General features: G+C 69.8%; 20 protein-coding genes. 9 read left to right on the top strand and 11 right to left on the bottom strand.

Annotation, left to right across the window (positions count from 1 at the left end; all coding sequences use genetic code 11):
* Nucleotides 1-45 precede the first annotated feature (45 nt).
* On the bottom strand, nt 46-1437 hold the full coding sequence (locus BLT25_RS11515) for a sulfatase-like hydrolase/transferase (protein WP_091045706.1): 1392 nt from the start codon (nt 1435-1437) through the stop codon (nt 46-48).
* Between the two features lie 183 nt (nt 1438-1620).
* Between BLT25_RS11515 and BLT25_RS11520 the strand changes: the two genes are divergently transcribed.
* Both BLT25_RS11520 and purL read left to right on the top strand, forming a co-directional pair.
* Nucleotides 1621-2265, top strand: coding sequence for a hypothetical protein (locus tag BLT25_RS11520; protein ID WP_091045708.1), 645 nt, complete (start codon nt 1621-1623; stop codon nt 2263-2265).
* A gap of 41 nt (nt 2266-2306) precedes the next feature.
* Nucleotides 2307-4595 carry a phosphoribosylformylglycinamidine synthase subunit PurL gene (gene purL / locus BLT25_RS11525; RefSeq protein ID WP_176883805.1) on the top strand — a complete coding sequence of 763 codons (2289 nt, stop codon included), beginning with the start codon at nt 2307-2309 and terminating at the stop codon, nt 4593-4595.
* On the opposite strand, the gene BLT25_RS11530 is transcribed toward purL, so the two are convergent.
* A complete protein-coding gene (locus BLT25_RS11530) occupies nt 4514-5263 on the bottom strand; it encodes a DUF2306 domain-containing protein (RefSeq protein WP_091045711.1) in 750 nt (249 codons plus the stop codon). The two genes, purL and BLT25_RS11530, sit on opposite strands and share 82 nt — an antisense overlap.
* Before the next feature lie 101 nt (nt 5264-5364).
* Between BLT25_RS11530 and BLT25_RS11535 the strand changes: the two genes are divergently transcribed.
* Both BLT25_RS11535 and BLT25_RS11540 read left to right on the top strand, forming a co-directional pair.
* The gene (locus BLT25_RS11535; RefSeq protein ID WP_256328553.1) at nt 5365-6096 is read left to right on the top strand and encodes a TetR/AcrR family transcriptional regulator; all 732 of its coding nucleotides are present in this window, start codon (nt 5365-5367) and stop codon (nt 6094-6096) included.
* Between the two features lie 20 nt (nt 6097-6116).
* Complete coding sequence (locus tag BLT25_RS11540) at nt 6117-7163, top strand: CAP domain-containing protein (protein ID WP_091045715.1); 1047 nt, start codon at nt 6117-6119, stop codon at nt 7161-7163.
* Nucleotides 7164-7167: 4 nt separating this feature from the next.
* Here BLT25_RS11540 and BLT25_RS11545 read toward each other — a convergent pair whose 3' ends face one another.
* From BLT25_RS11545 to BLT25_RS11555, 3 genes are read right to left on the bottom strand one after another with little or no spacing between them, the layout of a single operon-like run.
* A complete protein-coding gene (locus BLT25_RS11545) occupies nt 7168-8667 on the bottom strand; it encodes a DHA2 family efflux MFS transporter permease subunit (protein ID WP_091045718.1) in 1500 nt (499 codons plus the stop codon).
* 54 nt (nt 8668-8721) lie between these two features.
* Nucleotides 8722-9528: an ABC transporter permease gene (locus tag BLT25_RS11550; protein WP_091045720.1), complete on the bottom strand. Its 807-nt coding sequence runs from the start codon at nt 9526-9528 to the stop codon at nt 8722-8724.
* Nucleotides 9525-10547, bottom strand: a complete 1023-nt coding sequence (locus BLT25_RS11555) for an ATP-binding cassette domain-containing protein (RefSeq protein WP_091045723.1) — start codon at nt 10545-10547, stop codon at nt 9525-9527. Before BLT25_RS11555 ends, BLT25_RS11550 begins: the two co-directional genes overlap by 4 nt.
* A gap of 212 nt (nt 10548-10759) precedes the next feature.
* Here BLT25_RS11555 and BLT25_RS11560 point away from each other — a divergent pair, with 212 nt between their 5' ends.
* On the top strand, nt 10760-11707 hold the full coding sequence (locus BLT25_RS11560) for a helix-turn-helix transcriptional regulator (protein ID WP_091046279.1): 948 nt from the start codon (nt 10760-10762) through the stop codon (nt 11705-11707).
* Here BLT25_RS11560 and BLT25_RS11565 read toward each other — a convergent pair.
* The 3 genes from BLT25_RS11565 to BLT25_RS11575 are packed head-to-tail and all read right to left on the bottom strand — an operon-like array spanning nt 11696 to nt 13771.
* On the bottom strand, nt 11696-12247 hold the full coding sequence (locus tag BLT25_RS11565) for a GNAT family N-acetyltransferase (RefSeq protein WP_091045725.1): 552 nt from the start codon (nt 12245-12247) through the stop codon (nt 11696-11698). The genes BLT25_RS11560 and BLT25_RS11565 overlap by 12 nt on opposite strands.
* 8 nt (nt 12248-12255) lie before the next feature.
* Entirely contained in the window at nt 12256-13032 is a 777-nt protein-coding gene (locus BLT25_RS11570; protein WP_091045728.1) for a serine hydrolase, read from the bottom strand.
* Between the two features lie 10 nt (nt 13033-13042).
* Nucleotides 13043-13771, bottom strand: a complete 729-nt coding sequence (locus BLT25_RS11575) for a hypothetical protein (RefSeq protein ID WP_091045731.1) — start codon at nt 13769-13771, stop codon at nt 13043-13045.
* 73 nt (nt 13772-13844) lie between these two features.
* Here BLT25_RS11575 and BLT25_RS11580 point away from each other — a divergent pair, with 73 nt between their 5' ends.
* Genes BLT25_RS11580 through BLT25_RS11590 form a run of 3 tightly spaced genes read left to right on the top strand, consistent with a single transcriptional unit; the run spans nt 13845 to nt 16219 of the window.
* Nucleotides 13845-14459 carry a peptidoglycan-binding domain-containing protein gene (locus BLT25_RS11580; RefSeq protein WP_091045732.1) on the top strand — a complete coding sequence of 205 codons (615 nt, stop codon included), beginning with the start codon at nt 13845-13847 and terminating at the stop codon, nt 14457-14459.
* 23 nt (nt 14460-14482) lie between these two features.
* Nucleotides 14483-14845, top strand: coding sequence for a sterol carrier family protein (locus BLT25_RS11585; RefSeq protein ID WP_176883807.1), 363 nt, complete (start codon nt 14483-14485; stop codon nt 14843-14845).
* 9 nt (nt 14846-14854) lie between these two features.
* Complete coding sequence (locus tag BLT25_RS11590; protein WP_091045735.1) at nt 14855-16219, top strand: dipeptidase; 1365 nt, start codon at nt 14855-14857, stop codon at nt 16217-16219.
* A gap of 104 nt (nt 16220-16323) precedes the next feature.
* On the opposite strand, the gene BLT25_RS11595 is transcribed toward BLT25_RS11590, so the two are convergent.
* The 3 genes from BLT25_RS11595 to BLT25_RS11605 all read right to left on the bottom strand — a co-directional run bounded on the left by BLT25_RS11595 (nt 16324) and on the right by BLT25_RS11605 (nt 22048).
* Nucleotides 16324-18093, bottom strand: coding sequence for a GAF domain-containing sensor histidine kinase (locus tag BLT25_RS11595; RefSeq protein ID WP_176883810.1), 1770 nt, complete (start codon nt 18091-18093; stop codon nt 16324-16326).
* A gap of 173 nt (nt 18094-18266) precedes the next feature.
* Nucleotides 18267-20111: a sensor histidine kinase gene (locus BLT25_RS11600; RefSeq protein ID WP_091045740.1), complete on the bottom strand. Its 1845-nt coding sequence runs from the start codon at nt 20109-20111 to the stop codon at nt 18267-18269.
* 47 nt (nt 20112-20158) lie between these two features.
* Nucleotides 20159-22048, bottom strand: a complete 1890-nt coding sequence (locus BLT25_RS11605) for a sensor histidine kinase (RefSeq protein ID WP_176883812.1) — start codon at nt 22046-22048, stop codon at nt 20159-20161.
* A 179-nt stretch (nt 22049-22227) separates the two neighbouring features.
* On the opposite strand from BLT25_RS11605, the gene purF reads away from it, so the two are divergent.
* Nucleotides 22228-23745 (top strand): amidophosphoribosyltransferase, encoded by a 1518-nt coding sequence (gene purF, locus BLT25_RS11610; RefSeq protein WP_091045744.1) that lies wholly within the window; start codon nt 22228-22230, stop codon nt 23743-23745.
* Nucleotide 23746: the final 1 nt, after the last annotated feature.

Consider the following 23746-nt stretch of genomic DNA (forward strand, 5'->3'; position numbering starts at 1 on the left):
AGTCACAACCGTCACTCAGTTACCAGTGGACTCGCCAGGCACACGTCAGGAGTACGCCAGCAGGGTCTCGTCGATCTTCTCCCAGGCCGCACGGAGCTCCGCCAGGTCCTCGGGCCGCTTCCGGGCCAGGTCGGCCTGCTCGCGTACGTCCTCGCTCAGGTCATAGAGGTGGTCGGTGCCGTCGAGCTGCAGGTACTTCAGCGAGCCGCGGCGCAGCGCGCGCTGCCCGCGCATGCGCCAGAAGAGGTCCTGGGTCTCGCGTGGCCGGCCGCCGAAGAGGAGCGGCACCAGGCTGGTGCCGTCCAGCGGGTAGTCCCGCGCCGGCGTCGCGCCGGCGAGCTCCAGGAAGGTCGCGGTCCAGTCGGTCGTGACGGCGGGCTCGTCGCTGACCTGGCGGCCGGGCAGGGTGCCCGGCCAGCTCAGGATGGTGGGCACCCGGATGCCGCCCTCGTTGAGGCCCGACTTCGCTCCGGTGAACGGCCACACGTTGGAGAACCGCTCGCCGCCGTTGTCGCTGGCGAAGAAGACGACGGTGTCGCGGAGCTGTCCGGTGCGCTCGAGGGCCTTGATGACCTGGCCGATCGACTGGTCGAGGTCCTCGACCATGGTCTTGTACGTCGCCAGCGAGCCCCCGTCGTTGTGGAAGAGCACGCCCTTCTCCCCGTCCTCGATCCGGGCGGTGAGCTCGTCGCTCACCGCCTTGTCCTCGGGTCCCTCCCAGGGCCAGTGCGGGGTGGTGAAGTTGAGGTTGAGGAGCCAGGGGGTGTCGTGGTCGCGCTCGATGAAGCTGACGGCCTTCTCGGTGACGATCTCGGTGTAGTAGCGAAGGTCCTCGACCTCCACCTCGTCCTCGTAGAGGTCGTGGTCGCCGTTGTGGTTGATCTTGGAGAAGTAGTCGAGGCCGCCGGAGAAGTTGCCGAAGAACTCGTCCCAGCCGACCCGGGTCGGGCTGTACCAGGGCAGATAGCCGCAGTGCCACTTGCCGAAGAGAGCGGTGGCGTAGCCCTGCTCCTTGAGCAGCGAGGCGAGCGTCGGGTGGTCGAGCGGGATGCCGTGGAGCTCGTTCGGCGACGCGATGGGCTCGGGCAGGCCGCCCGCGAGGCGACCGGGGTAGCGCCCGGTGTAGAGGCCGAAGCGGGTGGGGGAGCAGACCGAGGAGGCGGAGTACGCATCGGTGAACCGCACGCCCGAGGCCGCGAGCCGGTCCAGGTGGGGCGTCTTGATGTCGGGGGAGCCGTAGGCGGACAGGTCGGCCCAGCCGAGGTCGTCGCCCAGGATCACCAGGAGGTTGGGCCTGCGCTGGGGCCGGTTGACCTTGCGGGCCCTGAACGGCGTCTCGGCGGCTGCGTTGGCGGGGGTGGCGAGGCCGGTGGCGGCGACCGCGCCGGCTCCGGTGGCGAGCAGGCTGCGTCGGCTGAACGTGCTGGGGGAGGACACCGTATGGCCTTTCTTTAGTGAATAACTACGAATAGAAGACTAGGGGACGGTCCAGCCGGTGGGCGGAGGTCTCGGGTCTCGGACGCGACGGGACGTTGGTCCCAAGGCATGTGGGGCCCTAACCAAAGCCGCGTGGCGGCGTTACCTTGGTAAAGGAACGGATCGCCAAGGGGGTGGGGACCGGTGCAGCAGCGACGCGATCGGGTGACGCCGGTCCTCTTCGCGATCACGGTCATGCTCGCGCTGACGGTCGCCGGGATCATCCATGTCGCCCACGGCGGCCAGGTGATCGGGCCGTTCGCGGTCGCCGACCAGGTCAGCTCGACCACCAGGCAGGCCAACACGCCCTACGTCTGCTGGGACGGCAACGGCGCCGGCTCCCTGACCCGGTGCCTCGACCCCCGTGGCGAGGACGGCATGAAGTGGGTCCTCCCCGGCTACTCCGAGGCCGCCCGGAGCGGCGAGTGCGCCCACGGAGAGGCCGGTCCCAGCGATCTCTTCGTGGAGTGCTCGATGTCCTGGCGCGGCACTCACCTCTATCTCCACTACGCCTACTGGAGCGAGTGGCACGCCGGCCAGAAGAAGTACGCCGCCATCGGCTCGACCCCGAGTGTCGAGCAGCGTCCCGACGGCGCGATGTCGCTCTCCTGGCGCCCGCGCCGGTTGCCCACCCCGCACGGCGAGGCCTCCTGGGTCACCGCCGAGATGGTGGAAGGTCACGGCTGGAGCGTCGCCGCCTACGCAGGGGACGGTGAGGTCGCCCGGCAGGCGCTCGAGGAGTTCGGTGAGATCCGCGACCTGCGGGAGTGGCGCGGGCTGCCCCGCTGAGGACTCGGGGGATTGGGCACTTCTGACGTAGATTTCTGCCCGTGACCGAGACTTCGTCCGCTGCCGTTGCGTCCGATCTTCCGCTCCTGGACACCGTGCACCACGCTGCCGGTGACCCCGACCGAGAGCAGCCCTGGGCCGAGCTCGGCCTGAAGGAGGACGAGTACGCCGAGATCCGCCGCATCCTCGGCCGCCGGCCGACCGGCGCGGAGCTGGCGATGTACTCGGTGATGTGGTCGGAGCACTGCTCCTACAAGTCCTCCAAGGTGCACCTCAAGCAGTTCGGCGAGATCCCGCAGGAGACCCCGGCCGGCAAGATGCTCGCCGGCATCGGTGAGAACGCGGGCGTGCTCGACGTCGGCCAGGGCTACGCGGTCACCTTCAAGGTCGAGTCGCACAACCACCCGAGCTACGTCGAGCCGCACCAGGGCGCCGCGACCGGCGTCGGCGGCATCGTCCGCGACATCCTCGCGATGGGTGCGCGCCCGGTCGCCGTCATGGACCCGCTCCGCTTCGGCCCGCTGAGCGAGCCCGACACCCACCGCGTCCTTCCCGGGATCGTCTCCGGCGTCGGCCACTACGGCAACTGCCTCGGCCTGCCCAACATCGGTGGCGAGGCCGTCTTCGACGCCTCCTACCTCGGCAACCCGCTGGTCAACGCGCTCTGCGTCGGCGTACTCCGCCACGAGGACCTCCACCTCGCCAAGGCGTCGGGCGCCGGCAACCTGGTGATCATGTACGGCGCGCGCACCGGTGGCGACGGCATCGGCGGCGCCTCGATCCTCGCGAGCGTCGAGTTCGACGAGGACGGTCCGGCCAAGCGTCCCAGCGTGCAGGTCGGCGACCCGTTCATGGAGAAGCTGCTGATCGAGTGCACCCTCGAGCTCTTCGCCGCCGGCATCGTCCGCGGCATCCAGGACTTCGGTGCGGCCGGCATCTCCTGCGCCACCTCCGAGCTCGCGGCTGCCGGTGACGGCGGCATGCACGTGCACCTCGAGCGGGTGCCGCTGCGCGACTCCACGCTCGCTCCGGAGGAGATCCTGATGAGCGAGTCGCAGGAGCGGATGATGGCCGTCATCGCCCCCGAGGACGAGGCGACCTTCATGGACATCTGCGCCAAGTGGGACGTCGAGGCGGCCGTGATCGGCACCGTGACCGGCGAGGGCCGGCTGCGCGTCGACTGGCACGGCGAGACCATCGTCGACGTCGACCCGACCACCGTGGCCCACGACGGCCCGGTCTACGAGCGCCCCTACGCCCGCCCGTCGTGGCAGGACGCGCTCCAGGCCGACGTCGCCGAGAAGCTCCCGCGTGCATCCTCGGCCGACGAGCTCCGCGCGACCGTCCTCCAGCTGGTCGCCTCGGAGAACCTGTGCGACAAGTCCTGGATCACCGAGCAGTACGACCGCTACGTCCGCGGCAACACCGTCCTCTCCCAGCCCGCCGACGGCGGCATGATCCGCGTCGACGAGTCGACCAACCTCGGTGTCGCGCTCGCCACCGACGCCAACGGTCGCTTCGCCAAGCTGGACCCCTACGCCGGTGCCCAGCTCGCCCTCTCCGAGTCCTACCGCAACGTCGCCTCCGTCGGCGCCCAGCCGCTGGCCATCTCCGACTGCCTCAACTTCGGCTCCCCGGAGGACCCCGACGTGATGTGGCAGTTCGCCGAGGCCACCCGCGGTCTGAAGGACGCCTGCCTCGAGCTCGGCATCCCGGTCACCGGCGGAAACGTCTCCCTCTACAACCAGACCGGTGAGGTCGCCATCCACCCCACGCCGGTGGTCGCGACGCTCGGTGTGATCGAGGACGTCACCACGCGTACGCCGTCGGACTTCCAGGCGGCCGACGAGGTCGTCGTGCTGCTCGGTGAGACCCACGAGGAGCTCTCCGGCTCGGAGTGGGCCCACGTCGTCCACGGTCACCTCGGCGGCCTGCCGCCGAAGGTGAACCTGGCGGCCGAGAAGGCGCTCGCCGAGCTGCTGCTGGAGGCACGGTTCGTCACCTCTGCCCACGACCTCTCCGACGGTGGCCTGATGCAGGCGCTGGCCGAGCCGGCGATGTCGTCGGGGATCGGCGTCTCGGTCACGCTCGCCGGAGACCCGTTCGTCGCGCTCTTCTCGGAGTCGGTCGCCCGCGCGCTCGTCACCGTCAAGGCCGACGACGTCGAGCGGCTCACCTCGCTGGCCGAGCGCCACGGGGTGGCGGCGACGAAGCTCGGTGTCACGGGCGGTGCGGCGTACTCGATCGCCTATGACGGCGGCAGCGTCGAGATCCCGCTCGAGGAGCTCACCGGCGTCTGGCGCTCGACCCTGCGCGACGCGCTCGCCTGATCGGCGCCGCGCCGGCGCGGCTTGCGGTGGATGATCCACTCGGCGATCAGCAGGTTCACGACCCAGCTGACCCAGGCTGAGGCCGCGGCGGCGCTGGCGAGGGTGGGGTCCTCGGTGCCGAGGTCGGCGTTAGTCATGGCCTCAGGCACGAAGACCATGATCATCACCATCCCCCAGAAGCGGTTCGCGATGATCGAGAACGCCATCGCATAGCTGCGGTACATCCACTCGCGGTGGTCCTTGAACCGCCGCTGCCGGGCGGCACGGTAGCCCTGCACGGTGAACAGCAGGAACAGCACGGCCAGGAACGTGTTGCCGACCTGCTGGGACGGTCCGGCGGCGGGGAACTGGCTGGTGACCAGCGCCGCCAGGCCCGTCGGGATCGCGGTGACGACATAGGTCCGCCCGGTCCACCGGTGCACCTTCGGATGGTTGGCGCGCAGCCACGGCCACAGCTGGAGGATGCCGCAGCAGAGCATCACCGAGCCGAAGAAGATGTGCGTCACCAGCGCGGGGTAGAAGACCGGCCCGCGGTCGGTGGGGACGAGCGACTGCGACGGGTCGAGGCCGACGTACCTCGGCAGGGCCGTCACCAGGAAGATCACCGTCGCCGCGGCCAGCGGGAAGACCCACCACTGCCTCGTCAGAGGTCTTGTCGATGTGCTCATGAGTCATCCGATCTAATAGCGTACGAGATTAACTGTTTATATCGTACGCAGATAGGGCGCCGTCAACCCGTTTCTGAAGGGAGCAGGGCATGATGGAGGAGATGAGTTCCGACCTGATCCCTCGTATGTGGGGCAAGCCTCCGGCCGGCCGGCGCGGCCCCAAGCCGGCGCTGAGCGTCGCCCAGATCGTCGAGGCCGCCTACGTCATCGCTGATGAGCAGGGCCTTGCCGCCGTGTCGATGGCTCGGGTCGCCGAAGCGGCGGGCTGCTCGCCGATGGCGCTGTACCGGCACGTGAAGAACAAGGACGAGCTGCTCATCCTGCTCGCCGACCGACTCTGCGCGGACCTGCCGGCGCCGTCGCGAGACCTCGGCTGGCGCGAGGGGCTGGCGGCCTGGATGCGTGCGCAGGTCGACCTGGCGGTGAGCAAGCCCTGGTTCCTGGACCTGCCGCTCGCCGCCACGCTCCCCGGGCCCAACCGTCTCGCCTGGATCGACCTGGGGTTCTACTACCTTCGCGAGGTGGCCCTGCCTGCGGACGAGAAGCTGGCGATCCTGGGGATCATCTCCCAGTACGGCGTGGGCGAGGCCCGGGTCGAGGTCGAGGCGGCTCGGCTGGCGGAGAACCCCTATGCGACGTTCGAGCAGATGCTCGTGACGTACGCCGATCCGGAGCGTTTTCCGCACCTGATGGCGTCGATGGACACCTGGCGGCCCGCCGAGTCCGGCGAGGGATCCGACTCCGATGACCCGTCGGCCTTCGGGCAGAGCCTGCTGATGGCTGGGATCGCGGCCCACATCGAGCGCCACGTCGGGCGCAGCACCTCAAAGTAAAGGTCGATACCCTGGCGGGGATGTTCCCCCACCTGCATCGCCCCGTGTCCTGTGTCCTCGCCCTGCTGCTGGCGGCTGCCGCGCTGCTCGTCAGCGCCGGTCCGGCGTCCGCGGGGGAGGGTGGGACGATCAAGTGGTTGGCGAACTCTGCCCGTGCCGAAGCCGGTCTGGATCCGCTCACGCGCGACTCCGCCCTCGACGGACTGGCCCGGAAATGGGCGTACAAGATCGCTGCCGACGGAGCCCTCTCGCACAACCCCGACCTCGCCGAGCAGGTGCCGGAGGGGTGGCAGGGGATCGGGGAGAACGTCGCGATGGGCTATCCGACCGGTGCCGAGATGCACAAGGGCTGGATGAACTCCGAGGGCCACCGCGCCAACATCCTGGGCGACTACACCCACATCGGGATCGCCTTCGTGGTGGTCGACGGCACCAGCTGGGGCGTCCAGGTCTTCGGGAAGTACCCGCCGGGCGTGCGGCCGACCGCGAAGCCGAAGGCCACCGCCGCACCGGCACCGACCGCTCCGGCGGAGACCAAGGCACCGACTCCTCGGCAGACCGCGAAGCCCAAGAAGTCTGAGACGGCGTCGCCGACCCCGTCGCGTACGCCCTCTGCCTCCGCCTCCGCATCTCCGTCGAAGTCGACCTCCCCCTCGGCGTCACCCTCCGAGTCCGAGTCGGCGTTGGCCGGCGACTCGGAGACTGCCGGTCCGGTGACCTTCAGCGACGCCTCGGACGGCCCGGCTCCCACCTCCAGCGGGCTGTTCGGGATCGGCTATGTCGAGATGGCTGTCGCGGTGCTCGGGCTCTCGGGGCTGGGGCTGCTCATCGCCTTCCTGCTGGCTCGTCGCCGGCGCCGCGAACGGCTCCGGCGCGACCTGGAGGCTCCTCCCGCACGGCCCGTCCGCCCGCACCCTGGCGGCCCGGTCTACCGGGGCCAGGTGCATCCGGCGGGCCCCGGCTACCCCAACCAGGGCCGCCCGATCCCGCGCCCGAACCCGCGCCCGAACCCGGGTCGCCCCGGCAACCCCGGTCCTCCGTACCCCGGCGACCACCGCCAATGGTGACGACCTAGTCCGCGACCGCGGCGACAGGCCGACGGCTGTCGGCAGGCACCTGCCGGGCCGAGGGCGTACGCCGGAAGACGACGAACGCGACCACCGCGGAGAGCGCCATCATCGTGACCGGGAGCCAGAACGCGACCTGCAGGGCCTCGGCGGCCAGCGGTGCGACGGCCGCTCGCTCGGTGGGCGAGAGTGCACCGAGCGCGCCGATGCCGTCGCCACCCAGTCCGGGCAGGCGCGCGGAGAGCGCGGCGGCCAGGAGCACCGAGACGCCGGCGGTGCACAGGGCGGTGGCGACCTGGTTCAGCACGTTGATCATCGTCGAGCCGGCCGGGATGGCGCTGTCCTCGAGGTAGCGGGTGGCGATGGTCATGGTCGGCAGCATCACGAACCCGGCGCCGGCGGTCGCGATGGCGTGGGTCGTGGCCAGGGCCGGCATCGACGCGTCCGCGCTCAGCTGGAGCGCCAGGGCGCCGAAGCCCAGCGTGGAGACCACGATCCCCGAGCCGATCACCGGCAGCGGCGGGAAGCGGTCGATGAGCCGACCGGAGATCTGGATCATGATCCCGGCCGCGATGCCGGCCGGAGCCATCAGCAGCCCTGCGGTGGTCGCGGACTCACCGCGTACGACCTGCCAGTAGAGCGGCACCAGGATCATCGAGCCGAAGTAGCCGCCGGCGAAGCAGAACAGCACCGCGGCGCTGCCGCCGGTCAGGCGCCGGCCGAGGAGCCGGATGTCCAGCAGAGGAGCCGCGGCGCGGAGCGCGTGCCGGACGAAGAGCGCCACGAGAATGATCCCGGCCCCGATCGGGAGCAGCACCTGAGCGTCGAGCAGCGTGCCCTCGGCGAACGAGGTGCCCAGCACGAGGAGTGCCATCGCGGGCGGAAGCAGGAGCAGGCCGCGTACGTCCAGGCGGGCGCTCGGGCCGCGCTCGAGGCGGGGAAGGTTGCGCATCCCGAGGACGAGGCCGAGCAGGCCCAGCGGCAGGTTGATCAGGAACATCCACCGCCACGACATCGTGTCGAGCAGCCAGCCTCCGAGCACCGGTCCGAAGACGGGACCGACCAGCACAGGCAGGCCCATCAGCGCCATCAGGCGGCCCCGTTCCTCGGGTGGGGCAGAGCGCAGCGTCAGGGTCATCGCGGCCGGCATCACGAAGCCGCCGCCGAGCCCCTGCAGCACCCTGAAAGCGATCAGCGACTCGACGTTCCACGAGGCCGCGACCAGCCCGGACCCGATCGTGAAGACGCCGATCGCGGTCAGGAAGACCTGGCGGGCGCCGAACCGGCTGATCGCCCAGGCCGCGGCCGGGATGACCGTTGCCAGGGCGAGCGTGTAGCCGGTGGCGACCCACTGGATCACCGGCAGCGAAGCGCCCGTCTCCTGGGAGAGACGGGCGATCGCTACCGCGACGATCGTGATGTCGATCGGGATCATCACCGTGCCGGCGATGACGGTGAGCACGATCGTTGTCGGGCTCGGGGCCGTGCGGGGTCGGGGTGTCATGCGTCCAGTGTGGAAGCTAAAGTGAACTTGAGGTCAAGGGGTTTCGGCCCGACCTCAGCTCGACCTCTCCATGGTCCGTACGCCGACGAGCACCCCGCCCACGGCGACGGCAGCGGCCGCGACGAAACCGCCGATGACGGCATCGGCCGGGAACTGGCCGGCGAAGAGCGCCCGCTCCGCCTCCACGACGTACGTCATCGGGTTGATGTCGCTGAGGAACCGCAGCCAGCCAGGGGCGCCGTCGAGGGGGAGGAGGACGCCGGAGAGGAGCAGCAGCGGGAAGATCAGCATCTGCTGGACCGTCCAGAAGACCCAGTCCTGCTCCTTGGCGGCGGTGGCCAGCGCGAAGCTGAGCGCACCCAGGCCGATCGCGAAGAGCGAGACGATGACGGCTCCGACCAGGACCCCGCCGAGGTGGAGGTCGAAGCTGAACGGGGTCACCACGGCAAGGATGACGGCCGTCTGGAACAGGACCGGCACGACCTCCTTCAGGGCCCGTCCGACCAGCAGGGACGGCCTCGACAGGGGCGAGACCAGCAGCCGTTCGTGGGACCCGGAGCGGATCTCGGCGGTCAGGTCGGCACCGGTCATCGAGGCGCCCATCAGCGCGGTCATGACGACGATGCCCGGCACGAACCACTGCAGTGCGCTGCCGCTCTCGACGGCTGGAAGGAGTGGCGCGAAGAGGCCCAGGAAGACCAGCGGCTGCATCATCGCGAAGAGCATCGAGGCGGGCTGGCGCAGCTTGGGTGTGAGCTCGCGGACCAGCACGGTCCAGGTGTCGGTGAGGAATCCGGTCGGGCTGCTCGGCACGCGCGTGGTGCGGCGGACCTGTGTGGTCGGGACGGCGATGGTGGTCATGCTGCAGCTCCTTCGGTCTGGGTGGTGGTGGACCCGGCGGACCCGGCCGACTCACGCAGGCTGCGGCCGGTCAGGTCGAGGAAGACGTCATCGAGGGTGGGGGCGTGGACCTCCATCCGGATCGCGGGGGTGCCGTGGGCGGCCAGGTCGATGGCCAACGCCGGCGCGCTGTCAGCACCGCGCGGTGCGCGGATCGAGACCTGCGTCCCGGCACGCTCGACGGTGGTCGGTCCGGACAGCGCGGAATCGGCGCGGGCTGCGGCGGCCGTGGCCTCCGCCTCGGTGCCGAAGCCGAGGAGCACCAGGTCGCCGAGGCGCTCCTTGAGGCGGGTGGCGGTGTCGTCGGCGATCACCACGCCGTGGTCGATGACGATCACGCGACCGGCGAGCGCGTCCGCCTCCTCGAGGTAGTGGGTGGTGAGGACGATCGTGGTGCCGTCCTCGTGGAGGCGGCGGATCTGCTCCTGGAGGTTGGCGCGGTTCTGCGGGTCGAGGCCGGTCGACGGCTCGTCGAGGAACAGCACCTCGGGATGGTTGAGCAGCCCGATCGCGATGTCGAGCCGCCGCCGCTGACCCCCGCTGAGCGTCTGCACGGAGCGGTCGGCGTACTCCTGCAGGTCGAAGGCCACGAGCAGCTCCTCGATGCGCGCCTTCGCGGCGGCTCGCGGGATGCCGTGGGCGCGGGCCTGGGACATCAGCTCGTCACGGCCACGCTGGATGAAGGCCGCGGCGTTGCCCTGACCGACGTAGCCGATCGAGCGCCGGACGGCCGCGCGGGAGCGGACGACGTCATGGCCGGCGACCTCGGCGGTGCCGGAGGTGGGCGGGATGAGGGTGGTCAGCATCCGCAAGGTCGTCGACTTGCCGGCTCCGTTGGGGCCGAGGAAGGCGACGAGCTCACCTTGGTGGATCTCCAGATCGAGCCCGCGTACGGCTTCGACGGTCTTCTTGCTTCGAGTGAAGTGCCTGGTCAGCGCCTGAGTGCGGATGACCGGCCGCTGGTCGGTGTGGTTCGTCATGCCTCCAGCCTCTGACCTCATGCGGTCAGCTTCTGTCCGCTTTCGAAACTTTCTTCCGAGATCTGGTTTAGAAGTCCCGCGAGTGGGTAGGAGAGAGGTAGCGCGGCGTCGGTCGGCTCGAGGAGGGGGCGAGCCGACCGACGCGCGGCTCGATCCAGGTTCTCGGGGAATCAGGCCACGAACTGACCGCAATGGCGCCTATCGTCGTCGGCATGAGTACGAGCGCCCGGATGCTGCAGCTCCTGTCTCTGCTGCAGACCCACCGTTTCTGGCCCGGCACGGAGCTGTCCGTACGCCTCGAGGTCAGCGACCGTACGCTGCGGCGGGACATCGAGCGGCTGCGCGATCTCGGCTATGACGTGGATGCCACCCGCGGGGTGGCCGGCGGCTACCAGCTCCGGGCCGGCAATGCGCTGCCGCCGTTGCTGCTCGACGACGAGGAGGCGGTCGCGATCGCCGTCGGGCTGCGCACCGCCGCTGCCGGCCTGGTCGCCGGGATGGGGGACACCTCGGCTCAGGCGCTGGGCAAGGTCGTCGCGCTGATGCCGCCGCGGCTGCGGCGCCGGATGGACGCGGTCTCCTCGCAGACCGACTCTCTCCCCTGGGGCGGCCGGGTGCCGCTGGACGCCGGCGTGCTCGGGATCCTGGCGCAGGCCTGCCGTGACGACGAGGCGCTGACCTTCACCTATCAGGCGCCCGGGGCCGAGCCGACCCGGCGCCGCGTCGAGCCCCACCGGCTGGTGACGCTGGGCAACCGCTGGTATCTCCTCGCCTACGACCGCGTCCGCCAGGACTGGCGATCCTTCCGTGTCGACCGGGTCAGCGACCCGACGACCACCGGGCAGGTCTTCCGCCCGCGGGAGATCCCGGGCGGGGACGCGGCGTCGTACGTGCAGGCGGGGATCCGCTCCCGCCCGGCAGCCCATGACGTCTGCGTCCACTTCGGTGTCGAGCCCGGCGTGGTCGCGCAGCGGGTGGGTCGCTGGGGCGAGGTCGAGCCCGCCGAGGGTGGCTGCCGGCTGAGGATGCAGGTCGACGACCTGAGCTGGCCGATGATGATCCTCGCCGGCGTCGACGCCGACTTCACGGTCGAGCAACCCACCGAGCTGGCCGAGCTGGTCAAGCAGGCGGGGGAGCGTTTCGTCCGCTCATCTGCCTGAGCGGGCCGCCCACTCCTCGCGCAGGATCCCGTAGACCACCAGGTCCCGGCGCTCGCCCGGATAGGCCTGCGCGCCGCGCATGGTGCCCTCGTGGGTGAAGCCGAGACGCTCGGCGACCGCACGGCTGCGCTTGTTGTGGACCGAGGTGTCGATGATCGCCCGGGCGATGTCGTACTCGTCGAAGAGGGTGTCCAGCAGCGCCGAGACGGCCCGGGTGATCAGACCGCGGCCCTCGTACGCCTCGCCCAGCCAGTAGCCGATCGTGGCCGACTTCTCGTAGAGGTTGATCCGCGCGGTCGTGGCGCCGGCGACCTTGCCGTCCTGGCGGATGACGCACGGGATCGCCTCGCCCTTGACCCACTGGGTCAGCAGGTAGGTTCCGAACGCCGACACGCTGATCATGCTCTGATCCGCGTGCGCCCACGGCTCCCACTCCCGGAGGTGGTCGAGGTTGGCGTTGATGAGCTGGTGGACGGCGAAGTCGGTCGAGCGGTCACGCAGGACCATCTCCGCGCCGTTCCCGAGGTCGATGCTGAACAACTGATCTCCTACCGTGCCGGACCGGGACCTGGAGCGTTGCTGTCCTGCAACGCATCCAGGATCAGCGTGCCGTACGCCCGCATCTGGGCCAGCACCGGGATGACCTCCCCCGGGAACCGGCAGATGACCGCGTACGCCGCCCGGCGGCCACCGACGTCGAGCAGCCCGACCTCGGCGCGGACACCCTCGTCGGTGCCGGTCTTGCTCCACACCCGCAGGTCATGATCAGGGTCGGTGTGGGCCAGCGGGTCCAGGCCGATGGCGGCGGAGACCATCGACAGGTCGGTGGACGGCGCCAGCCAGGACATCACAGTGGGGTGTGGCGTACGGAAGTAGGCGACCCAGTCGGCGGCACAGCCGATGGAGAGCATCGGTGCGTCCTCCGGCCCGCGTACGTCCCGGACCGAGTCGTTCAGCATCGACCCGCCCGCGGCCAGCCGCCGCGCGACGGCTTGGACCGGAGCGAGGCCGACGTGGCCGAGGAGCACGTTGGTGGCCAGGTTGTCCGAGACTGCGCCCACCAGCCGGGCGCAGTCGTTCAGGGTCAGCGCGGGGGCGTCGAGGTGCTGCCACAGGCCGCTGTCGGCCACCGGCTCGACGCAGTCCTTGCGCAGCATCAGCTGCCCCAGTGACGCGTCCTCGTCGAGCAGCTCGGCGAGGTGGTGCAGCAGGAAGATCTTGGCGACGCTGGCGGTCGGCAGCAGCAGGTCAGGGGCGCACTCGACGAGGGTCTCACCGGAGCCGGTGTCGACCGCGAGGATCGACCACTCCGTCCGTGAACTCATGCGATGGAGCCTAGACAGCGGAAGAGGACTGGTCCTCGCGCAGCTCGCCGACGACCTGGATCTTCTGCCAGATCTTGCGGGAGAGGTCGACGGTGAGGCCCTCGACGGTGCTGACCGTGTCCAGCACGACGTTGTCCTGGGAGTCCTCGGCGCACAGCGCGGCCGTCTTGCCGACGAGGCTGAGCAGCTCGGAGCAGTACTCCAGGTAGTGGATCAGCTCGTCGGCGTCGAGGGTGAGCCGGACGCTGGCCGAGGTGGGCGTGAACCCGGTGCGCAGCCGCTCGGGGTCCTTGGTGAGCTGGTGCATGTCGATGATGTGGGCCAGCGACCGCAGCCGGTGTAGCAGCTTCAGCGCCCGCGACCGCAGCAGCCGCTCCGGGATCGTGTAGAGGAAGAAGATCGCGACCGCGCCGAAGATGAGGTCGTTGACGGTGCTCTCCATCAGCGGCAGCCACTGGACGCCGGTGAGCGTCTCGTCGCTGAACGCCGTCGCGAGGCCCCAGATGATGGCGGCCAGTGTCAGCACGAGGACGGCCAGGATCAGCACGCGAGAGACCGCGCGCGTCCACAGCAACCGTCGCCGGAGCCGATCCCCGACGCCGGAGGACTCCCTGATCTGGCCGGCCAGCTCCTCGGCGACCTTCACCAGGCCCCGGTCGGGGAAGCGTGCCGCGATCCGTCCGTGCAGCGTCTCGACGGTCGTCAGCACCATTTCCGACTCGAGTCTCTCCAGCCCCACGATCGGACCCTATCGGCTGGTACGGGAAAGGTACGGGAGTTCGAGGACCTGCACCGCCTTTACCGTGCTCGCCATGAACATCATCCGCAGGCTCGCCGTCATCACGGCTGCCGCCGCAGTCGCCGCCTCCTCGGTCGTCGGGGTCTCCATCGCCACCGCCCCCGAGGCCCAGGCGGCGAGCTGCTCGACCAAGACCGTGAAGCTCGGCAGCAAGGGAACCTGCGTCAAGGAGCTCCAGCGGCGCCTGGGTGGGCTGAGCGTCGACGGCAACTTCGGCAAGGGCACCCGCAACCGGGTACGCGCCTTCCAGACCGACACCGGACTCGCCGCCGACGGGATCGCGGGCAAGAAGACCTGGGCCAAGCTGAACCGCTACGGCACCGCGGTCGGCTGGGTGGCCGGCGGCACCCTCTACGCCTGCCGGAAGGACTCCTCCCGGCTGATGTACTCGCTGTGGAACAACACCGGCAAGACCGCCGCCTGGGAGTACAAGTTCGCCGGCGGCACCTACTACACGCTCAACGGCACGGTGAAGAACACCGTCAAGCGGTTCACCTTCGCCAGCACCCGGGCCAGCTTCGACAGCCGCAAGCTCGGCATCTGGGTCGGGACGGTCAACCAGGACAGCTACAAGTCCACCACGAAGGTACGCGACTACAAGCGCTCCTCGCTGCGCACCTGCGCCTGACGTACGGCGGTAGGCTCGCCGCTGTGCCCGCACGACTCAAGCCCGCCCCGGCCGCAGAGGTCTCCGCAGCGCTGGAGCGCTTGGCTACAGGGTCGGGCACAGCGGCGAAAGCCGACCTACGACTCCTCACCAAGCATTTCCTCGCCCTGCTCGAGCAGCGCGCGCCGGGCAAGAGCGTCGAGGTGCGTGTCCCTCCCTACGCCGCGGCGCAGGTCATCGAAGGCGTACGCCACACCCGCGGCACCCCGCCGGCGGTGATCGAGACCGACGCGACCACCTGGATCGCCCTCGCCACGGGGGAGATGACCTGGTCCGAAGCCGTCGATCATGCCCGGGTCAGGGCCTCGGGAGAACGCACCGACCTGTCGGCGTACCTGCCCTTGTAATCTCACCCTATGAGCCACTCCACCGAAGACATCAAGGCCCGTGTAGACGACCTCTTCCCCGGGATCCGCAAGGACCTCGAGGACCTGGTGCGGATCGAGTCCGTGAGCGCCGACCCTGAGCGCCTGAGCGAGGTCGAGAAGAGCGCCGAGAAGACCCTCGACCTCTTCGCGGCCGAGGGCTTCGATGTGGAGATCGTGCGTGCCTTCGACGGCGCTCCGCCGGCCATCGTCGGTGAGAAGAAGGGCCCCGAGGGGGCCCCGACGGTGCTGCTCTACGCCCACCACGACGTCCAGCCCGAGAACGACCACGCCGACTGGGACACCCCGCCGTTCGAGCCCACCGAGGTCGGGGACCGGCTCTACGGGCGCGGTGCGGCCGACGACAAGGCCGGCATCGCGGCTCACATCGGCGCGGTCCGGACCCTCACCAGCCTCGACGAGAACGGTGAGCTCCCGGTCACCGTGCGCCTCTTCATCGAGGGTGAGGAGGAGGTCGCCTCGGCGACGCTGCCCCAGCTGCTGGAGAAGTTCCAGGACAAGCTGAAGGCCGACGTCATCGTGATCGCCGACTCCGGCAACTGGGACATCGGCGTACCGGCGCTGACCACGTCGCTGCGCGGTCTCATCCGCGTCGACGTCGAGCTCCGCACCCTCAGCCACGCGGTCCACTCCGGCATGTGGGGCGGTCTGGCCCCCGACGCGATCATGGCCCTCGTACGTCTCCTCAACACCCTCTGGGACGAGAACGGCGCTCCCGCGGTCGAGGGGCTCGTCTCCGGTCCGGCGGCCGACGTCGACTACCCCGAGGAGCGGCTGCGCGCCGAGTCCGGGGCCATCGCCGGCCTGCAGTGGGTCGGCAAGGGCAGCGCCGTCGAGCGGATGTGGACGCAGCCGGCGATCACGATCACCGGTCTGGACGCCCCCAAGGTCGACGGCGCCTCCAACACGCTCTCCCCGAGCGCCCGCGCCAAGGTCACCATCCGGATCGCCCCCGGCGACTCCGGCGAGAACGCCGTCGCCGCCCTCACCCAGCACCTGGAGAAGCACGTCCCGTGGGGCGCCGAGCTGACCACCAAGGTCGTCGACACCGGTGAGCCGATCGCCCTGGACGCGACCGGCCCGGCCTACGACGCCGCCCGCGCCGCCTTCACCGAGGCCTGGGACGGCACCGCCCCGATCGACATGGGCGTGGGCGGCTCGATCCCGTTCATCGCGGAGTTCCTCGAGGCGTTCCCGAAGGCCAGCGTGCTGGTCACGGGCGTCGAGGACCCCGACACCCGCGCCCACGGCGCCAACGAGGGACTCCACCTCGCCGAGTTCCGCAAGGTCGTCGTCGCCGAGGCGCTGCTGCTCCAGAAGCTCGGCAGCCGCTGACCGTTCACCGAGCTACCTCGGTCGAGCGGCACTGCCTTCGTGGAGTTCCGCGAGGGCAGTGCCCGTTCACCGAGGTAACTCGGCGAGCATCCGCGTCCGACGCCCTAGACCCCAGGCAGCGTCAGCGCCACCCGGGTGCCCTCACCAGGGCGTGAGTCGAGCTCGACCAACCCGTGGTGGCGCCTGGTGATCTGCTCGACCAAGGTCAGCCCGAGTCCGGCTCCGCGCGAACCACCGAGCGCGGAGTTGGAGCCTCGGTAGAACGGGTCGAAGACCTCAGGCTGCTCCTCGTAGGCGATGCCGACACCGGCGTCGGCGACGATGATCGTGACCTCGCTGCCGGCGCTGTAGAGCATCACCTGCACCCGCGAGCCCCGGTAGCTGTAGGTCAGCGCGTTCTTGACCAGGTGCAGGAAGGCCGCGCGCAGCTCGCGAGGATCACCGACGACGTACGCAGGCCCGGTCGGTGTCGTCAGGACGCACTCGATGTCCTTGTGGGCTGCGTCGGGATCGAGCTCGTCGAGCACGTCGTCGAGCATCTCGGAGACCTCGATCGTGGTCTCGCCGGGGGCGTTGGCTGGGTCGCGGATCCGGGACAGGAGCAGCAGGTCGCTGACGATGCCCTCGATCTGGGCGCTGCGTACGGTCAGCGTCTCCACCTGGACGATCCACGGCAGGGTGTTGGCGTGCTCGCCGGCCAACGCGTTCAGCGAGGTGCCGAGCGCGTTCACCGGGATCCGGAGCTCGCGGGCGACGGCCTCGATCAGCCGGTTCCGTTCGCGGTCGGCGTGGGCGAGCTGCTGGGCGAGGTCGCGCTCCTGCGTGTAGGCGTTGGCGGTGAGCACGATGCGTCCGAAGTCGCGGCCGAGCTCCATCGCCAGCCGGCCCTCCGCGTCGGTCCACGTGGGCCGCCCGGGGGAGCGGAGCAGGACGATGTGGCCGAGCCACTCGTGGTCGGCGCCGACCGGTACGACCAGGGCGCTCGCCGCTCCCAGGGTCTCGAAGAACTGGTTCACGACGGCGGCCTGCTCGTTCCACTCCGAGGAGTCCGAGATCCGCTCGCGGCACAGGATCGAGTAGGTGCCGTCCGCCCAGTATCGCGACGTGTTCCGCGAGGTGAGCGACGCCAGGCCCGGGTCGGGGTCCCAGTTGAGGCCCGGGGTCGCGTGCACGACCATCTCGTTGTGGGAGCCCTTGGTCGCCATCCAGATCCCGTCGGCTCCCAGGCCGCGGATCAGCGCGTCGTGGCTGGTGTCGAGCACGTCGGCGAGGCTGAGCTTGGAGCTGGCGTCGCGCAGGAACTCCTTGGCGGTCTCGAGGTTCGCGGCCCGCTCGTAGAGCCGCTCGCGCTCGAGGTAGCCGCGCACGACCCGCTGGGCACGCTTCGCGAACCGGTTGAGCACCCGGCGCTGGGTGAAGTCGGGCCGACGGCCGCTGACCGGCATGTCCACCGAGAGGCAGCCCTGGATGGAGCCGTCGTCACCGAGGATCGGCGCGATCAGCATGTCGTGGGGGTGCCACGCGTCGGCGGCGTCGATCATGTTGGTGGTCGAGACCCAGCTGCCCTCGTGAAGGTTCACCCGCTCCTGGGGGATGAACCGCCAGGCGCCCCAGTTCTCGCCGCGGGAGAGGTTGTCGCGCAGGTCGGAGAGGGCCCACCGGGTGCCGAGGATCTCCTCGGCCGTCTCCCGTCGTCCGTGCGCGTTCAGGCCACTGATGAAGCCGTGGACCGCGACCACCTCGAGCTCGTCGCCGCGGACGACGTTGATCGCCGAGATGCCGAAGCCGAGCAGCTCACAGATGCCTTCGGAGATCATCTGGAGCGCGGGATCTGCCACCGGCAGCGACGTCCTGCTCGGCGTGCTCGCAGGCACGTCGAGGGCTTCGACTGACTGTGGTGGGGGCATCCTTGCTCTCGGGTAGGTCGGTCAGGGCGGGTGTTGCAACTGCGTGGCAGTCCTGAGGACCTGGGCACCACGGAGTGTTGCACGAAACGCGCGCGCTGTGCAGCCGTAGACGTCCGTCTCGACCAGATTGTGACGTTTGGTTAACCAAGCGAGGTGGCGTCGTTGGCCAACGGAAGGACGAGGGATACGCGGGTGCCGGTGCCGGGCTCCGAACGCAGCGTGACGCGGCCGTCGTGGCGGCGCGCGACCCGGTCGACGATGCTGAGCCCGAGGCCGACGCCCTTGCGGCCACCGATCGCCTGGCTCGACCCGCGGTAGAACTCGGTGAAGACCTGGATCTGCTCCGCCGCGGGGATGCCGACCCCGTTGTCGGTCACCGAGATGGCCGCCTCGCTCGCGCTCTCCACGATGTAGAGCCGGATGTGGCCGCCGCGGTGGGTGTAGACCAGCGCGTTGTCGACCAGCCGGAGGATCGCCGCCGTGATCTCGCTGCGGTCGCCCAGCACGAAGACGCTGCGCGCGGGCACGTCGAGGCTCACCTCGATGCCACGCTTCTCGGACTCGTACGTCCTCTGCTCGAAGATCTCCTGCAGGAGGGACGTCAGATCGACGTGGGCGAGGGCCGGCCGCGAGGCGGGGTCGGAGAAGCGCGAGAACAGCAGCAGGTCGTCGACCATCGCGACCAGCTGGTCGGATCGGCTGATCAGGTTGCCGACCTGCTGGAACCAGGTCGGCGATCCGCGGCCCTCGTGACGCATCGCGTCGATGCCGGTGGTGAGGGCGGTCAGCGGGTTGTGCAGCTCCTGCGCGACGGCCTCGATGAGCCGGCTGTGCACCTTGTCGGCGGTCGCCAGCCGCTGGGCGAGGTCACGCTCCTGGGTGTAGGCGTTGGAGGTGAGCACGATGCGCCCGAAGTCGCGACCGAACTCCATCGCGAGGCGCCCCTCGGCATCCGTCCAGCGCGGCCGGCCCGAGCCACGCACCAGCACCAGATGACCCAGCGCCGTGGTCTCGACCCCGATCGGTACGACCAGGAGAGAGTCCGCCTCCACCGCGTCGAGGAAATCGAGGCCGAGCCTGGCGAACATCCTCCGCTCCGCGGCACCCTGTTGCAGCACGTGCCGGAGCATCTCGCGGTTGACGATGGCGTGCTGGCCCGCGTTCCACAATCGGGTGGCCTGGTAGGCCTGTCCTGCGGCGATGTTGTTGCTGTCGTTGGCGTTCCAGCCGAGGCCGGGGGAGGCGTAGGCGACGGACCCGCCCTCGCCGTCCTGAGCCTGCACGTAGAGACCATCGGCGTCGAGACCCCGGCTCATCGCCTCCTGGGTGGCCTCGAGCACCTCGGTGAGACCGAGCTGGGAGTTGGCCTCGCGCAGGAAGCTCTGGGCCTCGAGCAGGTTGTTGGCCCGCTCCTCGAGGTATTCGCGCTGCAGGGTCAGCAGCACCGTTCGCCTCGCCTGGCGGGCGAACCGGTTGAGGATCCGCTGCTGGCGCCGGCCGGGCCTGCGGCCGTTGGTCGGACGGTCGATCGACAGTACGCCGACGAGCTCCCCGTTCTCGTCGTAGAAGGGCGCCAGGAGCTCGTCGAGCCGGTGCCAGTCCTGCGGGTCCTTCAGGATGTCCTCGTCGGTGTCGGGGACCCAGTAGCCCTCCGCCTCGCCGATGGTGTTCTTCTCGTGGGGGACGAACTTGATGTCGCCCCAGTCCACGGACATGTCCAGCAGGTCGGTGACCACCGAGACCGGGAACCGGGTGCCGAGCATCTCGGCGACGGTCATCTCGCCCTCGACGGTGTGGCCGGTCTCGTCCCCGTACGCCGCGACGATCTCGAACTCGTCACCTCGGCGGATGTTGATCACGGCGGCACCGAAGCCGACGAGCTCGGTGACCCCCTCCGCGATCAGCTGCAGACCGGGATCCGGGCTCGGGTACGCCTCGGAGGCGCCGCTTGGCGCGTCCGGACCCTCTGAGGGCGTACTGGTCATGAGTTCTCCGCCGAGATGAAAATGCAACCCGTTCCCGTTGCGTAAGGTTAAACAATGGGCAGCGTCACACGGAATGTGCTTCCCACGCCAGGGGTCGAGTCGACGGATATCAGTCCGCCGCGTCGACTGACGATTCGAGACACGATCGTCAGTCCGAGACCGGTGCCTGGCTGTTTGAGTGCTGTGGGGTTGGTCGAACGGAAGAACTCGGTGAAGAGCCGGTCCTGGTCCTCCGGTGAGATCCCGAGGCCGTGGTCGGTCACCCGGAGCTCGAACCAGCCGGGGCTGGTGCGGGTGCTCACGATGACCTGACCGCCCTCGGGGCTGTACTTGATCGCGTTGGTGACCAGGTTGATCACCACCCGGTCCAGATCGCCCGGCGCGAGGGTCACGTAGACGTCGTCGGACGGCATGTCGAAGACGAGCTCGTGGGCGTCGCTGGTGGGCATCTCGGCGCTGAGCTGGCTGTGGACCTCCTCGAGCACGGGCGCGACCTGGATCGGCACCGTGGTCGGCAGGTGGTCGGGGTCGGAGACCTTCGACAGCATCGCCAGGTCGGCCACGATCTTCTCGGTGCGGTCACGGTTGCGGGTGAGCGCGGTCAGCACCTCGGCGTACTCGTCCTCGGACTCCGCGTAGGGCAGCGACTCGATGTTCCACCGGAACGCGGAGAGCGGGTTCTTCAGCTCGTGGGCGACCGTCGCGATCAGCCGGCTCTTGTGGGCCTCCAGCTCACGCAGCGAGTCGACCGCCGCCTTCTGACGCAGGTACGCCCTGGAGTTGTGGACCACGCGGCCGAAGTCGCGGCCGAGGTCGGCGGCGGTGATCAGCTCGAGCTCGCTCCAGTGGGGCTTGTCGGGACCGCGGCAGAGGAGCATCGCTCCGTACCACGTCTGGCCGGAGCCGATCGGGACCCCGACGATCGAGCCGACCTTGTAGTGGCGGACCCACTCGGTGATCCGCTGCTGCGCCTCCGGGTCGGGGTGGGGCAGCCGCGCGGCGCCGTCCGGGGTCTGGACGGTGATGCTGCGCTGGTCCCAGAGGTATTGCCCGTAGTCGACCATGAACGGGTTGGTCAGGTCCTCGATCGGGAGCTTGAAGTCCTCCCGGTAGATCTTGGTGCGGATGCCCCGGCCGCCCGGCTTGGACATGTGCAGCCAGAAGTCGGTCAGGTCGAGTACGTCGACCAGACCCGTGCTCAGCGAGTTGAGGATCTCGTCGGGGTCCAGCTCGCGCCCGGCGCGGCGGATCACGTCGCGGGCGGCCTCGGCGAGGCGTACCTGCTCGGAGAGCTCCTCACGCTCCAGGGCGAGCAGGATGGCGCGCTGCGCCTGCACCGCGTGGCGGCCGAGCACGGCGCGCTTCTCCGGATTGGGGCGGAGGCCGTCGGTCGGGACGTCGACGATCAGGGTGCCGCGAAGCTTGCCGGCGTCGTCGCGCAGCGGCGCGACCAGCAGGTCGAGCGGGTTCCAGGCGCCGGCGGCGTCGACCGTGGTCATCGTCGGGATCCAGCCGTACACGTCGGCGGTCGGGTCCAGCCGCTCCGCCGGCACGAACTTGAAGATGCCCCAGTCATCGGCCCGGGCGAGCTCGGCCTCGAGCCGCTCGATGGGGGTCACGGTGCCGAGCAGGTCGGCGCGGGCGGACTCCTGGCCCGAGACCACGACCATGTGAAGGTCGCCGTCGGCGCGCGCGACGCTGATCGTGGCCATCTCGAAGCCCGCCAGCGCGGTCAGGCTGTCGGCGATCAGCTGGAGGTCGGAGAGATCCTCGCCGGGGGTGAGCAGACCACCGATCTCGGCCAGATCGGTCGTGATCGTGGTCATCGTCGTGGTGAGGTCGCTTCTGGCGCGTTTCCCGCCCAACGGTGGTGGGGCGAATCCCGGCGGCACCGTCAGTCGGTGACCGCCGGCGGGCTTGGGCGCTGGAGAAGTCATCGGATCGATTATCCGGGATGTCGGTCCCGGGCGGTAGGGCAGACGTGGATCGTTCTTTACATTCATGATTCCGAGACGTTCATGTGACCACCCTTACAGGACTGTCAAGGGTTCGCTGATCGCCTGCGTACGGCCTTACACTCGGTGCCGTGGTCAACCTCACCAGCTCAGGTAGGCACGTGTCCCGACGCAAGGGTGGCGACGGCCGGCTCACCGCCGCCCTCGACCCCCACGACCAGGGTCCTCAGGATCACTGCGGCGTCTTCGGTGTGTGGGCGCCGGGCGAGGACGTCGCGAAGCTGACGTACTTCGGCCTGTACGCCCTGCAGCACCGTGGCCAGGAGTCGGCGGGCATCGCGGTCAGCAACGGGCGCCAGATCCTGGTCTACAAGGACATGGGCCTGGTCAGCCAGGTCTTCGACGAGCCGACCCTCGAGTCGCTCAAGGGTCACGTGGCCATCGGTCACGCCCGCTACTCCACCACCGGTGCCTCGGTGTGGGAGAACGCGCAGCCGATCTTCAAGCCGACGCCGGACGGCTCCGTCGCCCTCGGCCACAACGGCAACCTGATCAACGTCGCCGACATGCGCTCGGCCGTCGAGGCGCTGCCCGAGCACTCCGAGGGCCGCCACGCGCCGGTGTCGACCAACGACACCTCGCTGCTCACCGAGCTGCTCGCCTTCCACCCCGACTCCTCGCTGGAGGCGCGCGCGCTGGAGGTGCTGCCGACGATCAAGGGCGCCTTCTCGCTGGTGTGGATGAACGAGGACACCCTGTTCGCCGCGCGTGACCCGCAGGGCATCCGCCCGCTGGTGCTCGGCCGCCTCGACCGCGGCTGGGTGATCGCCTCGGAGGACGCCGCGCTGGCCACCGTCGGCGCGAGCGTGGTCCGCGAGGTCGAGCCCGGCGAGATGATCATCATCGACGAGTCCGGCCTGCGCTCGGTGCGGTTCGCCGAGGCCGACCGCAAGGGCTGCGTCTTCGAGTACGTCTACCTCGCCCGCCCCGACGCCAACATCGCCGGCCGCAACGTCCACGAGTCCCGCGTCGAGATGGGCCGCGAGCTGGCCCGGGAGTTCCCGGTCGACGCCGACCTGGTCATCCCGGTGCCCGAGTCCGGCATCCCCGCCGCGACCGGCTACGCGCTGGAGAGCGGCCTGCCCTTCGGCCAGGCGTTCGTGAAGAACGGCTACGTGGGGCGCACCTTCATCCAGCCCTCCCAGACCCTGCGCCAGCTCGGCATCCGGCTCAAGCTGAACGTGCTCGAGCACATGGTTCGCGGCAAGAAGGTCGTCGTCGTCGACGACTCGATCGTGCGCGGCAACACCCAGCGCGCGCAGGTGCGGATGCTGCGTGAGGCCGGCGCCCTGGAGGTCCACGTGCGGATCTCGTCGCCGCCCGTCAAGTGGCCGTGCTTCTACGGCATCGACTTCGCCACCCGTGCCGAGCTGATCGCCAACGGTCTCTCCGTCGACGAGATCGCCGCCTCGGTCGGTGCGGACTCGCTCGGGTACATCTCCCTCGACGGGATGATCTCGGCGACCCGCCAGGAGCGCGCCGCGCTCTGCACGGCCTGCTTCACCGGCGAATACCCCGTAGAGCTGCCCGACGAGAGCATGCTCGGCAAGCACCTCCTCGAGGTCTCGCTGCAGTCCCCGACCGAGGGCAAGGCCCTGCCGGTCCTGAACAACCCGTGAT

Origin of the sequence: Nocardioides sp. YR527, from assembly GCF_900101045.1 — a bacterium.
Lineage (GTDB): Bacteria > Actinomycetota > Actinomycetes > Propionibacteriales > Nocardioidaceae > Nocardioides.